The organism is Pseudomonas sp. NFACC56-3, assembly GCF_900100025.1.
Taxonomy (GTDB): domain Bacteria; phylum Pseudomonadota; class Gammaproteobacteria; order Pseudomonadales; family Pseudomonadaceae; genus Aquipseudomonas; species Aquipseudomonas fluorescens_AA.
The window spans coordinates 96,725-109,796 of the sequence record NZ_FMTK01000002.1 but is presented as its reverse complement, the minus strand read 5'-3'; the positions used below and the strand labels follow the sequence as shown (position 1 = coordinate 109,796).

Here is a 13,072-nt window from a genome sequence, read left to right as displayed (position 1 = left end):
CAAATCCCCTGTGGGAGCGAGCTTGCTCGCGATGAGGCCATGCCTGTCGACAATGTTCATACCTGGCGCCCCGGTTCGCGGTTGATGTGCTGCCCGGCTTCCAGTAGGGTCGAGCAGGCGCGGACGCGGCGGCCGTCGCCCAGGCGCACCCAGCAGTCCTGGCAGGCGCCCATCAGGCAGAAGCCGGCCCGGGGCTCGGCGCTGAAGTCACTGCCGCGCAGGTGTTCGCTGCAGGTCAGCACGGCGGTCAGCAGCGTGTCCCCCAGCAGCCCGGTGGCGCGCTGGCCGTCGAGGATGAAGTCCAGGGCCGGGCGGTCGCCTTCGGCCAGTCGTTTCAGCAGTGCCATGACACCCTCATTGTTTGCCTACCAGGACCCGATCCAGGCCATAGACCCGGTCGAGCAGAATCATGGTCAGCGCGGTGAGCCCGATGACCAGCGCCGACACCGCCGCCATCATCGGATCGATGGATTCGGTGGCGTACACGTACATGCGCACCGGCAAGGTTTGCGTGGCCGGCGAGGTGACGAAGATCGACAGCGTGACTTCATCGAAACTGTTGATGAACGCCAGCAGCCAGCCCCCGGCCACCCCCGGCAGGATCATTGGCAAGGTGATTTGCCGGAACAGCGTGAAGCGCCCGGCCCCCAACGATTGCGCAGCCTGTTCGGCGCTGCGGTCCAGGCCGATGGCCGAGGCCAGCACCAGGCGCAGCACATACGGCGTGATCACCAGCACATGGGCGAAGATCAACCAGGCGAAACTGCCGTTCACGCCCATCAGCGCAAACAGGCGCAGCAAGGCGACCCCCAGCACCAAGTGCGGAATGATGATCGGCGACAGGAACAGGCCGTTGAAGAAATCCCGGCCCGGGAACTCGAGCCGGGTGATCGCCAGGGCCGCCGGCACCGCAATCAACGTCGCCAGGGAGGCCGCGCAGAATGCCAGGACCAGGCTGTTGTAGAACGCGTCGACAAAATCCGCGCGCTCGAACACCGCGCGAAACCAGCGCAGGGAAAACTCGGTGGTCGGCAGGCTCAGGGTGTTTTCCGGGGTGAAGGCGACGAGGCAGACCACCACCAGCGGCGCGAGCATGAAGACCACCACCAAGGCGTGGAACAGCAGCGCGAAAGGACCGTTTCTGGACATGACGAATTATCCCAATGACTTCTTGTAGCGGCCTTCGATCATCCGGTTCCACGACAGCATGATCAGCAGGTTGAGCAGCAGCAGCGCGACGGCGATGGCCGCGCCCATCGGCCAGTTCAGCTCCGACAGGTACTGGTCGTAGATCAACGTGGCGACCATCTTCAAGCGCCGTCCGCCGAGCAGGCCGGGAATCGCGAAGGAGCTGGCGGCGAGGCCGAACACAATGAGGGTGCCGGACAGCACGCCGGGCATGATTTGCGGCAGCACTACTTTGCGGATCACCGTGAACTGGCTCGCCCCCAGGGACAGCGCGGCCTGTTCGGCGGCCGGGTCGAGTTTCTGCAACGAGGTCCAGACTGGAATGATCATGAACGGCAACATCACGTGGACCAGGGCGATAACCACGGCGAACGGTGTATAGAGCAGCTTCACCGGCGCACCGCCGAAGGCTTGCAGGGCCTGGTTGACCAGGCCGTCGGCGCCGAGCAACAGGCTCCAGCCGAAGGCCCGCACCACCACCGAAATCAGCAGCGGCGTGAGAATCAGGATCAGGAAAATCGAGCGCCACGGCGCGCCCATGCGGCTGAGGATGTACGCCTCGGGCACGCCGATCAGCACGCACAAAACAGTGGTCAGGGCGCTGATCCAGAATGTGCGCAAAAAGATCTCGTAGAAGTACGGATCACCCAGCAGGCTGGTGTAGTGCGCGAGGGTGTAGGCGTCGCCGTCGATGCCCGAACTGTAGTCGAAGACATTGAACGACAGGACCACGGTCAAGCCCAAGGGAATCACCAGCAAGCCCAGGTACAAGGCCAGGGCCGGCGCGGACATCAGGTAGCCTTGCCGACCACGGCGCATCGCATCGATCAGCTTCATGCCGGTACCTCGTCCACGCTCAGCACCCGCAGCAGTGCCGGATCCCAGTCCAGGCCCACCGCCGTGCCTTCGGCCAAGGGCGCCGAGCCGTCGTTGCGGCGCACCACGCAGAGTTCACCCAGGCCGGTGGACACGCCGTACAGCCATTGGCTGCCCAGGAAGAAACGGCTGACGAGGGTGCCTTGCAGTCGCCCTGAACCGGCTTCGCACAGGTCGATTTTTTCCGGGCGCAGGCTCAGGGTCAGCTCGCCATCGGCCTGGCCGCAGGCTTGAACGACGCCCGCACTGTCCCGCATGCCGGGCAGCAGGTTGGCTTTGCCGACGAAGCTGGAAATGAACTCGGTGCGCGGGTGCTCGTAAAGGGTGTACGGCGCGTCGATCTGGGTGATGCGCCCGGCCTGCATCACCACGACCCGGTCACTGATCGACAGGGCTTCGGACTGGTCGTGGGTCACCATCAGTGTGGTGATTCCGACTTCGCGCTGGATGCGGCGAATTTCGTATTGCATCTCTTCGCGCAAGTTGGCGTCGAGGTTGGACAGCGGCTCGTCGAGCAACAGCACCGGCGGTTCGATCACCAAAGCCCGGGCCAGTGCCACGCGTTGGCGCTGACCGCCCGAGAGTTCTCGTGGGTAGCGGTCGGCGTGGCGGTCCAGGCGGACCAGTTTCAACACCCGGTCCACCCGTTGTTGCAGTTCGGCGTTGGCCACTTTGCGCATGCGCAGACCGAAGGCGACGTTGTCCCTGACGGTCATGTGGGGGAACAGCGCGTAGCTCTGGAACACCACCCCCAGACCACGGCTGGCGGGCTTGGCGTGGGTAATGTCGCGACCGTCCAGCAGGATGCGCCCGCTGCTGACTTCGACGAAGCCGGCAATCATTTGCAGGGTCGTGGTCTTGCCGCAGCCGGAAGGCCCCAGTAGCGAGACAAACTCGCCTTTTTCCACCGACAGGTTGGTGGCGACCACGGCGTCGATGTCGCCGTAGCGTTTGCCAAGTCCTTCAAGTTGCACAAAAGCCATCGCTGCGCTCCACCTGGGATTGTTATGCGTCGCCGCAAGGGCGCGCTTTTTTATGGGCAGATACGAAAGGGTGCTGCTGGGGTGCGTTGGCGCTCGACTTTGAGTCGGCTGCCGCTGTTGTTCGAATCGCCCCTGTCTGGACGAAGAGTAGGACGAAGAATAGGATGGGCTCAATGGACTATTTCACTGAGATGAACACTATTTTTGGTTTCATTCAGTGAGTAAATTTAATAACGAGAAATTACATGGTTTATTCCACTGATCGGAATACTGACAAGAGCGAAGTGGGTGTCGGAGCGGTCTCCAGGCTGTTTGCCGTGTTGCGCAGCTTGGGTGACACCGCCGAAGGCGGTGAGCGAGTGACGCAATTGGCCCAGCGCATCGGCCTGTCCCAGCCCACCACGCATCGCTTGCTGCGCAGCCTGATGGACGAGGGCATGGTCGAGCAGGATGTCCGCAGCAAACGCTATCGCCTGAGCCTGGAGTTCTTCGCCCTGGCGGCCCGTGCCGGCAATACCGGCAACCTGCGCGACCTGGTGCGCCCGGCCATGCTGCGGTTGTCGGCATCCTTGGGGGACTCGCTGTTTCTGCTCGCCCGCAGTGGTTTCGATGCCATCTGCCTGGACCGCAGCGAGGGGCCGTTTCCGATCCGCACGTTCACCGGTGACATCGGAGGCCGCGTGGCGTTGGGCGTGGGGCAGGGCAGCCTGGCGATCCTGGCGTTCCTGCCGCAAGAGGAGCGCGACACGGTGATTCAATACAACCTGCCACGGCTCAAGGATTTCCATCTGTACGACGAAGTCTTCCTGCGTTCGGAAGTGGAGAACGTGCGCGCGCTGGGCTACGCCGGGCGCAACACCGGCGTATTGCAAGGCATGGCCGGGGTGGCCGTGCCGATCCTGGACCGTGATGGCCGGGCCGTGGCCGCCTTGAGCGTGGCAACCGTGAGCGACCGGTTGGGGCCCGATCGGCTGCCGACGGTGGTGGACATGCTCAAGCGCGAGGCGGCCCTGATCGGGCCGCGGATCAACCCGTTCGACCCGTTGCTGCGCAGGCCTTCGCAGGTGTTTGGGCAGGGGTGAACACTGCCTCAAGACCACCGCTGATCCCCTTGTGGGAGCGAGCTTGCTCGCGATGGCGGTCGTTCAGTTAGCAATGATGTTGACTGACACACCGCTATCGCGAGCAAGCTCGCTCCCACAGGGATCTGCGCGGATCAGAAGTCCAATGTCTGCTTAAGTCTTTGCACCGTCGGCGTGTCACTCGGTATGACCATCGCGTAGTTGTAGCCCGGCCCGGACCAGTACTCGGCTTGCAACTCGCCGTCGCGGCGACTGCCCCGGGGCAGCAGGAAGTTTTTCGGGCCGGGCGGGCGCACGTAGAAACTGATTTTCTGACCGCTGGGGTCCTGATAGACCACCATCGCCGCCGCGCCTTGCTCGGTGCTGAGCAAACGCCCGCTGACCGGTTTGAAGCCGGCGCTGGACAGGTCGGGCAGCCGGTCGGCCTGGGTGAAGTAGCGGTCGAGCCAATCTTGCATGTGCTGCTCGTCGCCGGTCTGGTAATCGGCTGGAAGGATGCCCTGCTGGGCAATCAACCGGTACGCCTGGAGGGCATCGGCCATGGGCGCTGCGGCGCCGAGCAGGGTCATTTGCCGCGCCTGCCAGCCACCGAAGCCACCCACGCTGACCGCCAGCAACAACACCGCCGCGCTGGCCAGGTGGCGATGGGCGCGGTGTTTCAGACGCTGGCGAATCATGGCCGGGTCGAGGTCCGGGTTGGGCGGTTGTTGCAAGGTTCCGCTCAGGGCCGTGCGCAGGTGCTGCGCGTCCTGTTGCCAGGCCTGGACGCGGGCGGCGACGTCGGGCTGGTTGGCCAGGTAGGTCTCGACCAGACGCCGGTCGGCCTCGCTCAGTTGGCGATCGACGTAGGCGTGCAGGTCGCTGTCGCTGGGGGGCATGCTGATCATTTGAGTATCCGCAGGGTGGGGCGGGTGATTTCGCCATCGCTGAGTTGGCGCAGGGCCTGGCGGGCGCGGGACAGGCGGGACATCACCGTGCCGGTCGGCACGCCGAGGATGTCGGCGACTTGCTGGTAACTCAAGCCTTCCACCGACACCCACAACAACAGCGCACGCTGTTCCGTGGTGAGCTGATCGAAGGCCTGCAAAGACGACTGGGCGATCACGCTGCGTTCGGCCGAAGGGTGGGCATCGTCGCGGCCGGTGAAAAACTCCAGCATCCGCGCGTACCGGCGGGAGCGGCGATGGCCGTCGAGAAACTGCCGATACAGGATCGAAAACAGCCAGGCCCGCAGATCGCCGTCCGGGCGCTTGTCGTGCCATTTGGACAACGCCCGTTCCAGGCACATTTGCACCAAGTCGTCGGCGTTGCTCGGGTTGCGCGTCAGCGACACGGCAAAGCGCCGTAGCCTGGGGATGAGTTCGCGCAACTGTTCGTCGAGTGCATTCATGGAAGGTGGTTTCTGTAGGCAGTCACTGCGCCGGGACTGGAAAGACGATCCGCGAACGAGATTATTCCAGTGCAGGAAAAATAAATACGAGGCGTGGGAATAAACCTGCCGGGCTTTCGTCTGACGTGTCCTTTCCAACAAATGGCCTCGAGCCCTGGAGCTTTCTCATGGTTGATCCTTCACCCTCGGCGAGCCGGCCGCCCTTGAGTGGCGCCGCCCTGACACTGCGCCTGAGCGGCATTGCCGTGATTGTTGCGGCGCTGGCCGGGCTGTTTGCCTACGTCAATGGCAGCCTTGACCCACAGCGCCTGACACCGGAAGCGCTGGTCAATGTCTTGGAAAAAAACAACGGCGTTCACCCGGGCTTTCGACGCAACCACTCGAAAGGAGTCTGCGTCGCGGGTTATTTCCAAAGCTCGGGCGAGGCCAGTGCCTATTCCAGCGCCCAGGTGTTCTCGCTGCCGCAAACGCCCGTGGTTGGGCGTTTCGCCTTGCCCAGCGGCAACCCTTATGCACCGGACGGCAGTGTGCCGATTCGCAGCCTGGCGCTGCGTTTTACCCAGGCCAACGGCCAGCAATGGCGCACCGGCATGAACAGCATGCCCGTGTTTCCGGTGGGCACCCCCGAAGCCTTCTACCAACTCCAGCAAGCCCAGTCGCCGGACCCTGCCACAGGGAAACCGAATCCCGCGGCCGTACCGGCGTTCTTTGCCGCGCATCCCGAAGCCGCGCCGTTCCTGCAATGGATCAAGACCGCCAAACCGTCGGCCAGCTATGCCACCGAAACCTACAACGGCATCAACGCCTTCTATCTGGTCAACCCCGCCGGGCAGCGCCAGGCCGTGCGCTGGGGCGTGGTACCGCTGAGCCAGGACGCTGCCGATGCGACGCCACCCCAGGGCGCCGACTTTCTCGAGCAAGACTTGGCGAAGCGTCTCGCCGCCGGGCCGTTGCGCTGGCAACTGAACATCACCTTGGCCAACCCGGGGGACCCGGTGAACGACGCCAGCAAGGCCTGGCCCGCTGACCGCAAGGTACTCAACGCCGGCACGCTGGTGCTGGAGCGCACCCAGGCGCAGGACAACGGCGAATGCCGCGACATCAACTATGACCCGCTGATCCTGCCCCAAGGGATCGAAGGGTCTGACGATCCGCTGTTGGTCGCGCGTTCCGCTGCTTATGCCAGTTCCTATCTGCGCCGTACCAGCGAAGTGAGCCAATTGCCCGCCACCCAGGAGTCCCGCCCATGAGCGCCCCTCGTCACTTCGCACCGCTGGCTCGGCTGCTGCACTGGCTGATGGCATTGATGATCATCGCCATGCTGTTTATCGGCGCCGGCATGGTCGCTTCGGTGTCCGCACGTCATGAATGGCTGCTGCAGTTGCACAAACCATTGGGCATCGCGATTTTGCTGTTGGTGATCGTGCGCCTGGTGGTGCGTTTTACGACCCGCCAACCGCCGCTGCCGGCCGATCTGCCGGGCTGGCAGGTGCTGGCGGCAAACGCCTCCCATGTGCTGTTGTACGCCTTGATGCTGGTCCTGCCGCTGTTGGGCTGGGGCATGATTTCGGCGGCGGGGGATCCGGTGATGCTCGGTAACTGGCTGCAACTGCCCTCGATCCTGCCCGCCCACGCCCAGACATTCGCACTGCTGCGCAAGGCCCATGGGTACCTGGCTTACTTGTTGTTCCTGACGGTGCTGGTGCATCTGGCGGCGGCGCTGTTTCACGCGTGGGTGCGCCGGGATGAGGTGTTGGCCAGTATGTTGCGCGGCAAGGGCTGAAGTGGGTGAACGACTCAAAATACTGTGGGAGCGAGCTTGCTCGCGATGACGGCAGCACAGCCAACATCTCTGCAAGCTGACCCGCCGCTATCGCGAGCGAGCTCGCTCCCACAGGGATTCAGCGGACTTAGATGAGAGTGGGAGCAAAGCTTGCTCCCACCCAGCGTGTTCACTTTGGATAGGGTTGATCAGGTCATTGGATCAGCGCAATTCGTCAACCATGGCTTCGATGGTGCTCAACACATCCTTGCCCAGTTGCATCGAACGTTTGCCGGACCAGCCGGTGATCGGGTTCGGGTGATCGTCGTGGTCCTTGAATGGCATTTCCAGGGTCAGGGACAGGCAGTCATATTTCTGCCCGACCGCATTACAGGCCAGGGTCATGTTGGCCTGGCCCGGTTCGTCGCGGGTGTAGCCGTGAGCGGTCTGGAAGTCTTTGGTCTGGTGCTTGAGATGGCTGCGAAAGCGCTCTTCGAGTTCGGCGATGCGCGGCGTGTAGCCCGGGTTGCCTTCGCAACCGGCGGTGAAGACATGGGGGATCTTCTCATCGCCGTGAGCGTCGAGGAACAGATCGACGCCGTACTTTTCCATTTGCTGCTGTACGAAAAAGACTTCGGGGCTGATTTCCGGACTGGCGTTCTGCCAGGCGCGGTTGAGGTCCTGGCCCATGGCGTTGGTCCGCAGATGACCGTGGAACGCGCCGTCCGGGTTCATGTTCGGCACCAGGTACAGGTCGGCCTTGGCGAGTAACCGGTTCAGTTGCCCATCGTCATGCTGCTGGAGGCGTTCGATCACGCCTTCCATGAACCACTCGGCCATGTGCTCGCCGGGGTGCTGCTGGGCGATGATCCAGATTTTGCGCCGGCCTTCGGCACCGCTGCCCTTGCGCAGCAATTGAATGTCACGGCCTTCCACGCTTTTACCAACGGCCAATAGCTCGGTGCCGGCCTTGTGCTGCGCTTGTTCGATCAACCAGTCATGACGACCACGGCTGTAGGGTTCGAAGTAGGCGAACCAGGCGTGGGGTTGTTCGGCTTCCAGATGAAAGCGCAGGGCGTCGCCTTCAAACTGGGTCGGAATGCGGAACCAATTGACGTGATCGTAGGAGGCGACGGTCTGGTAGCCCGTCCAGGCCTTGTTGTAAGACGATTGACTGGCGTTGAGCAGGCGGAAGGAATGCTCCTGGCCGACGTGCAAGCCGCTGGCCTTGAAGTGGAACCACTGGAAATGGGCGCTGCGGGTATCGGGCCTGATCTTGAGCAACGACTGCAACGGGTTGCTGATGTCGACGACTTCGATGTTGCCGCTGTCGAAATTGGCGCTGATATCAAAGGAAGATTTAGCCACGGTCACGATTCCTGGAAAGGATTTTCATGGCCGTTACTTTACACGCAAGAAAGGGGAAGCCGGGACGATTTACGTCACGTAAACGAGGGGGCGTCCTCCCTGGACGCCGAGTCAGCTTAGAGAGTCTGCAATTGATTCTCAAGTGCTGGTCGTCGATAGTTTTCGCCCGTGTGGCGGGGGGGCGCTTGTAAACGGATATTCATTTGCTATCATCGCCGCCAACGAATTGGCAGCATCCCGAAAGACTTCATTAGCCTGAAGACATAAGCCGAAAAATCGGCAAAAAAAGACCCGGCAAAAAGCCGGGTCAAAAACCGTGATTAGCCTGATGAGGAGATATTCCAGAAGTCCGACCTAAGGTCTTCTGGCCTATCGACTGATCTCGCGACCAGCTGATGCAATAATAATCATTATCATTTGCAAGTCAAATGGTTTTATCGCATCGATTGGAAAAAATTTCTCGTCGTCCGCGTTCGCGACGACATTCCCAAAGGGTTAACGCTAGCGAGTAGGGTAGCCATCCAGGGATCGGTCAAGCATCACCTTGACCAGATCGATCATGTGCACCACCGAAAATGCCAGGTCACGGCTCGAACCATTTAACTGGTTGGCTGACTCATGGGCGGTCGCCGCTGCACAGCGCAGCAGATCGCACGCATGGACAAGGGCTTCTTCCGCGCTGACGCTGTGGCTGACCTCGAAAAAGCGGTGTTCTGCCTGGGCTGGCGAAACACTTGGTTTCAAGTAGTAATCGAGGGCGCGTTTGGCTGCGGGGCAATCCTGCAATGAAGAGAACGTGCCGTCGAAAGGGCTGCTGGGCTGGTCTGTATTGGGTGTGTCCATGGTGATGAAAATCTCCTTGTGAGGGGCTGAAGACCTGAATCCAGAATAGTACTTATCGTAATTGTGACGATAATTTAAATACTACAATTTGTGTTTTGCGGGTCGGAGCCACCCACGTATCGTGCCGCACATGGATAAATGGATAGAGTTGGTCAAGGCCAAGATGAAGGAGCTGCGCATCACGCAAGTGGTGCTCGCAGAGCGGTTGGGAATGTCCCAGGGCGGCGTCGGCCATTGGCTGACCAAGCGCCGGCAGCCCAGTGTCGACGACATGAACCGGGTCCTGCGGGAGCTGGGGCTGGAGTTTCTGGAAGTGGCCATGGTGATCCGCGAGCCGGACACCTCCACCGAAGAAGGCATGGCCCTGGCGCAGAAGTACAACCCGTACTTCCGTTACCCGGTCAGTGAGTGGCACGAGGTTGGCGAGGTTCGCGAAGGCGATCCCGGCGCCTACAGCCAGGCGCGCTACGAACTGACGGACTACCACGCCCGGGGCGATGCATTCTGGCTGGTGGTGGTGGGCGATGCGATGACCGCACCCAATGGGTTGAGCATTCCCGAGGGCATGTCGATCCTGGTGGATCCGGCCATCGAGGCGGTGCCCGGCAAACTGGTGGTCGCCTGCCTGCCCGGTAGCAGTGACGCGACCTTTCGCAAATTGATCGAAGAGAGCGGGCAGCGTTACCTGGTTCCGCTCAATCCGACTTACCCGAAAAACCTGTACACCGAGCAATGCCGCATCATCGGTGTGGTAGTGCAGGCCACCATCAGGTTCTGACTGGATCGGCCCTGGGAGCGGGCCGATTCCTATTCTTCGAACGCCACCAGGGCACTGCCCTCGCTGACCATGTCGCCTTCCTGGCAATACAGCGCCTTGATCATACCGGCCTTGGGCGCACGAATGCTGTGCTCCATTTTCATGGCCTCCAGTACCACCAGTTGAGCCCCGGCTTCCACCGTCTGGCCGACACTCACCAAGACCCGCACGATGCTGCCGTTCATGGGCGCGGCCAGGCCGCCTTGATGGCTGTGACTGGCTTCGGCGGCGGCCAGCGGGTCGTACAGGTCGATCCGATGCAAGTCACCTTCCCACTGCAGATACAGGCTGTCGCCCTGGCGAATGGCCCGATGGCTGCGGCGCACACCGTGATGCTCGATCGTCAGTCGCTCACCCTTGAGTTTTGCGCAATGGGCTGTGACGTCCAGCGTCAGCGCACGATCCTGACCTTCACAGCTCAGGTGCAAGGTGGTTTCCCTCGGCAACCCCAGGCGCATCCCGGTGGTGCTGGCCCATGGTGAACTGGTGTCATCGCCGCGTACGTGCGGTGCCAGGCTCAAGGCGACCCCTTGGGCGGCGGCGAACCAGAACGCGTCATCCAATTCACCGGGCTCTGGCAGTAATTGCGTCTGGTAACGTGGGATAAATCCGGTGTCCAGCTCTGCCGCCGCGAAGGCGGGATGGGCGACGATTCGGCGCAGAAAACCGATATTGGTTTTCAGCCCGCCAATGGCAAATTCATCGAGCATGCTCAATAGCCGCAGGCGCGCCTGCTCGCGGTCTTCACCCCAGGCAATCAGCTTGCCGAGCATCGGGTCGTAGAACGGCGAGATTTCATCGCCTTCTTCGACCCCGCTGTCGACCCGCCGACCCGGCCCCTCGGCCGACTCGCGATACAACGCCAGGCGCCCGGTGGCCGGCAGGAAATCGTTGACCGGGTCTTCGGCATACAGCCGCACTTCGATGGCGTGACCGAGCAACGGCACTTGCGCTTGAGTGATGGGCAATGGCTCGCCTTGAGCGACGCGGATCTGCCAGGCCACCAGATCGAGCCCGGTGATCGCCTCGGTGACCGGATGCTCGACCTGCAACCGAGTGTTCATTTCCATGAAGAAAAACTCGCCCCGGGCATCCAGCAGGAACTCCACCGTACCGGCCCCGACATAACCGATCGCCTGGGCCGCGCGCACGGCGGCTTCCCCCATCGCCCGGCGCAGTTGCGGAGTCAGGCCGGGGGCGGGGGCTTCCTCCACGACTTTCTGGTGGCGGCGTTGGATCGAGCAATCGCGCTCGTTGAGGTACAGGCAGTTGCCGTGTCGATCGGCAAATACCTGGATCTCCACATGGCGGGGCTTGAGCAGGTATTTTTCCACCAGCATCCGCGAATCGCCGAACGAGGACTGTGCTTCGCGCTGAGCCGAGGCCAGGGCTTCGGCCAGTTGGCTGACGTCCTCGACGACTTTCATGCCCTTGCCGCCACCACCGGCAGTGGCCTTGAGCAATACCGGGTAGCCGATGCGCTTGGCGGCGTCGCGAAAGGTCTCCAGGTCCTGGGCTTCGTCGTGATAACCGGGCACCAGGGGCACGCCGGCGGTTTCCATCAGCGTCTTGGCCGCCGATTTGCTGCCCATGGCGTCGATGGCCGAAGCCGGCGGACCGAGGAAGATCAGCCCGGCATTTTCAATCGCCCGGGCGAATCCGGCGTTCTCGGACAGAAAGCCATAACCGGGGTGGATGGCTTGGGCGCCGCTGGCTTTCGCTGCGGCGATCAGTTTGTCGATTTGCAGGTAACTGTCGGCGGCCTTGCTGCCGCCCAGGTCGACGCGAATGTCGGCTTCACGGCTGTGGCGGGCATCACGGTCGGTGGCGCTGTGTACGGCAACGGTGGTCAGGCCCATGGCCTTGGCGGTGCGCATGACGCGGCAGGCGATTTCGCCACGGTTGGCCACCAGCAACGTGGTGAGGGCAGGGGCGCTCATCGACGCGGCTCCTTGTTATTATTCGACTCGGCTTGCCAGTTCGGCGCACGTTTTTGCAGGAAGGCTCGCAGGCCTTCCTGGCCCTCCGGGCTGACGCGGATGCGGGCGATGGCGTTTTCGGTGTAGCGCCGCAGCGCCGGGGTAAGGGCGCCGTTGCCGACTTCACGCAGCAGTTCCTTGCTGGCGCGCATGGCGGCCGGACTGTTGAGCAGCAGGTTGTCGATCCACTGTTCGACCCGCTGGTCCAGGGTCTCGGCCGGGTAACTTTCCGACAGCAAACCGATCTCTTTCGCACGTTGCCCGTTGAAGCGTTCAGCCGTCAGGGCATAACGACGCGCCGCCCGTTCGCCGATGGCTTGCACCACGAACGGGCTGATCACCGCCGGTGCCAGGCCAATGCGCACTTCCGACAGGCAGAACTGTGCTTCATCGGCGCCAATGGCCATGTCGCAAGCACTGATCAGCCCCAGCGCGCCACCGAACGCCGCACCCTGGACGACGGCCAGCGTAGGAATTTTCAGTTTGGCGAGGTTGTACATCAGCTCTGCCAGTTCCCGGGCGTCATCGAGGTTGGTGTGGTAGTCGAGCTCGGCCGATTGCTGCATCCAGGCCAGGTCGGCGCCGGCGCTGAAATGCTTGCCGCGACCGCGGATCAGCAGGAAGCGCAGGTTGGGATCGCTGCTGACGTGGTCCAGGGCGAGGATCAGTTCGCGGATCATTTCGGCGTTGAACGCGTTGTTTTTCGACTCGCGGCTGAGCCACAGGGTGGCAACGCCCCGTGGGTCGCTGTGCAGTTCGAGGGTATTGAAATTATCCATGGGCA

14 protein-coding genes are annotated in these 13,072 nt (G+C 62.4%); 4 read left to right on the top strand and 10 right to left on the bottom strand.

What is annotated here, in order from left to right; genetic code table 11:
• Positions 1-56 precede the first annotated feature (56 nt).
• Genes BLO80_RS03535 through BLO80_RS03520 form a run of 4 tightly spaced genes read right to left on the bottom strand, consistent with a single transcriptional unit; the run spans position 57 to position 3,047 of the window.
• The gene (locus BLO80_RS03535) at positions 57-347 is read right to left on the bottom strand and encodes a (2Fe-2S)-binding protein (protein ID WP_092326832.1); all 291 of its coding nucleotides are present in this window, start codon (positions 345-347) and stop codon (positions 57-59) included.
• Positions 348-354: 7 nt separating this feature from the next.
• Positions 355-1,149, bottom strand: a complete 795-nt coding sequence (locus BLO80_RS03530) for an ABC transporter permease (RefSeq protein ID WP_072405341.1) — start codon at positions 1,147-1,149, stop codon at positions 355-357.
• Positions 1,150-1,155: 6 nt separating this feature from the next.
• The gene (locus BLO80_RS03525) at positions 1,156-2,025 is read right to left on the bottom strand and encodes an ABC transporter permease (RefSeq protein ID WP_092326831.1); all 870 of its coding nucleotides are present in this window, start codon (positions 2,023-2,025) and stop codon (positions 1,156-1,158) included.
• Complete coding sequence (locus tag BLO80_RS03520) at positions 2,022-3,047, bottom strand: ABC transporter ATP-binding protein (RefSeq protein WP_092326829.1); 1,026 nt, start codon at positions 3,045-3,047, stop codon at positions 2,022-2,024. Before BLO80_RS03520 ends, BLO80_RS03525 begins: the two co-directional genes overlap by 4 nt.
• Before the next feature lie 245 nt (positions 3,048-3,292).
• Here BLO80_RS03520 and BLO80_RS03515 point away from each other — a divergent pair, with 245 nt between their 5' ends.
• On the top strand, positions 3,293-4,129 hold the full coding sequence (locus tag BLO80_RS03515) for an IclR family transcriptional regulator (protein WP_092326828.1): 837 nt from the start codon (positions 3,293-3,295) through the stop codon (positions 4,127-4,129).
• Positions 4,130-4,263: 134 nt separating this feature from the next.
• Here the strand turns inward: BLO80_RS03515 and BLO80_RS03510 are convergent, their stop codons facing one another.
• Both BLO80_RS03510 and BLO80_RS03505 read right to left on the bottom strand, forming a co-directional pair.
• A complete protein-coding gene (locus tag BLO80_RS03510; protein WP_092326826.1) occupies positions 4,264-5,016 on the bottom strand; it encodes an anti-sigma factor family protein in 753 nt (250 codons plus the stop codon).
• Complete coding sequence (locus BLO80_RS03505; protein ID WP_092197171.1) at positions 5,013-5,519, bottom strand: sigma-70 family RNA polymerase sigma factor; 507 nt, start codon at positions 5,517-5,519, stop codon at positions 5,013-5,015. The genes BLO80_RS03510 and BLO80_RS03505 overlap by 4 nt, the downstream gene beginning before the upstream one ends.
• A gap of 167 nt (positions 5,520-5,686) precedes the next feature.
• Here BLO80_RS03505 and BLO80_RS03500 point away from each other — a divergent pair, with 167 nt between their 5' ends.
• Both BLO80_RS03500 and BLO80_RS03495 read left to right on the top strand, forming a co-directional pair.
• Complete coding sequence (locus BLO80_RS03500) at positions 5,687-6,769, top strand: catalase family peroxidase (RefSeq protein ID WP_092326825.1); 1,083 nt, start codon at positions 5,687-5,689, stop codon at positions 6,767-6,769.
• Positions 6,766-7,302, top strand: a complete 537-nt coding sequence (locus tag BLO80_RS03495) for a cytochrome b (RefSeq protein ID WP_092326823.1) — start codon at positions 6,766-6,768, stop codon at positions 7,300-7,302. Before BLO80_RS03500 ends, BLO80_RS03495 begins: the two co-directional genes overlap by 4 nt.
• Before the next feature lie 201 nt (positions 7,303-7,503).
• Here BLO80_RS03495 and BLO80_RS03490 read toward each other — a convergent pair whose 3' ends face one another.
• Both BLO80_RS03490 and BLO80_RS03485 read right to left on the bottom strand, forming a co-directional pair.
• Positions 7,504-8,655: a M14 family metallopeptidase gene (locus BLO80_RS03490; RefSeq protein ID WP_092326822.1), complete on the bottom strand. Its 1,152-nt coding sequence runs from the start codon at positions 8,653-8,655 to the stop codon at positions 7,504-7,506.
• 495 nt (positions 8,656-9,150) lie between these two features.
• Entirely contained in the window at positions 9,151-9,492 is a 342-nt protein-coding gene (locus tag BLO80_RS03485; RefSeq protein WP_092326820.1) for a DUF6124 family protein, read from the bottom strand.
• A gap of 130 nt (positions 9,493-9,622) precedes the next feature.
• Between BLO80_RS03485 and BLO80_RS03480 the strand changes: the two genes are divergently transcribed.
• Complete coding sequence (locus BLO80_RS03480) at positions 9,623-10,270, top strand: LexA family protein (protein ID WP_092326818.1); 648 nt, start codon at positions 9,623-9,625, stop codon at positions 10,268-10,270.
• 29 nt (positions 10,271-10,299) lie between these two features.
• On the opposite strand, the gene BLO80_RS03475 is transcribed toward BLO80_RS03480, so the two are convergent.
• Positions 10,300-12,249, bottom strand: a complete 1,950-nt coding sequence (locus BLO80_RS03475) for an acetyl/propionyl/methylcrotonyl-CoA carboxylase subunit alpha (RefSeq protein WP_092326817.1) — start codon at positions 12,247-12,249, stop codon at positions 10,300-10,302.
• The gene (locus tag BLO80_RS03470; protein WP_092326815.1) at positions 12,246-13,067 is read right to left on the bottom strand and encodes a gamma-carboxygeranoyl-CoA hydratase; all 822 of its coding nucleotides are present in this window, start codon (positions 13,065-13,067) and stop codon (positions 12,246-12,248) included. The genes BLO80_RS03475 and BLO80_RS03470 overlap by 4 nt, the downstream gene beginning before the upstream one ends.
• Between the last annotated feature and the right edge of the window lie 5 nt (positions 13,068-13,072).

Bases quoted from the DNA above. Each gene is read 5' to 3' on its own strand.
- BLO80_RS03525 (WP_092326831.1), bottom strand. From the start codon at position 2,025: ATGAAGCTGATCGATGCGATGCGCCGTGGTCGGCAAGGCTACCTGATG.
- BLO80_RS03510 (WP_092326826.1), bottom strand. From the start codon at position 5,016: ATGATCAGCATGCCCCCCAGCGACAGCGACCTGCACGCCTACGTCGAT.
- BLO80_RS03475 (WP_092326817.1), bottom strand. From the start codon at position 12,249: ATGAGCGCCCCTGCCCTCACCACGTTGCTGGTGGCCAACCGTGGCGAA.
- BLO80_RS03485 (WP_092326820.1), bottom strand. From the start codon at position 9,492: ATGGACACACCCAATACAGACCAGCCCAGCAGCCCTTTCGACGGCACG.
- BLO80_RS03470 (WP_092326815.1), bottom strand. From the start codon at position 13,067: ATGGATAATTTCAATACCCTCGAACTGCACAGCGACCCACGGGGCGTT.
- BLO80_RS03505 (WP_092197171.1), bottom strand. From the start codon at position 5,519: ATGAATGCACTCGACGAACAGTTGCGCGAACTCATCCCCAGGCTACGG.
- BLO80_RS03480 (WP_092326818.1), top strand. From the start codon at position 9,623: ATGGATAAATGGATAGAGTTGGTCAAGGCCAAGATGAAGGAGCTGCGC.
- BLO80_RS03520 (WP_092326829.1), bottom strand. From the start codon at position 3,047: ATGGCTTTTGTGCAACTTGAAGGACTTGGCAAACGCTACGGCGACATC.
- BLO80_RS03530 (WP_072405341.1), bottom strand. From the start codon at position 1,149: ATGTCCAGAAACGGTCCTTTCGCGCTGCTGTTCCACGCCTTGGTGGTG.
- BLO80_RS03500 (WP_092326825.1), top strand. From the start codon at position 5,687: ATGGTTGATCCTTCACCCTCGGCGAGCCGGCCGCCCTTGAGTGGCGCC.
- BLO80_RS03495 (WP_092326823.1), top strand. From the start codon at position 6,766: ATGAGCGCCCCTCGTCACTTCGCACCGCTGGCTCGGCTGCTGCACTGG.
- BLO80_RS03535 (WP_092326832.1), bottom strand. From the start codon at position 347: ATGGCACTGCTGAAACGACTGGCCGAAGGCGACCGCCCGGCCCTGGAC.
- BLO80_RS03515 (WP_092326828.1), top strand. From the start codon at position 3,293: ATGGTTTATTCCACTGATCGGAATACTGACAAGAGCGAAGTGGGTGTC.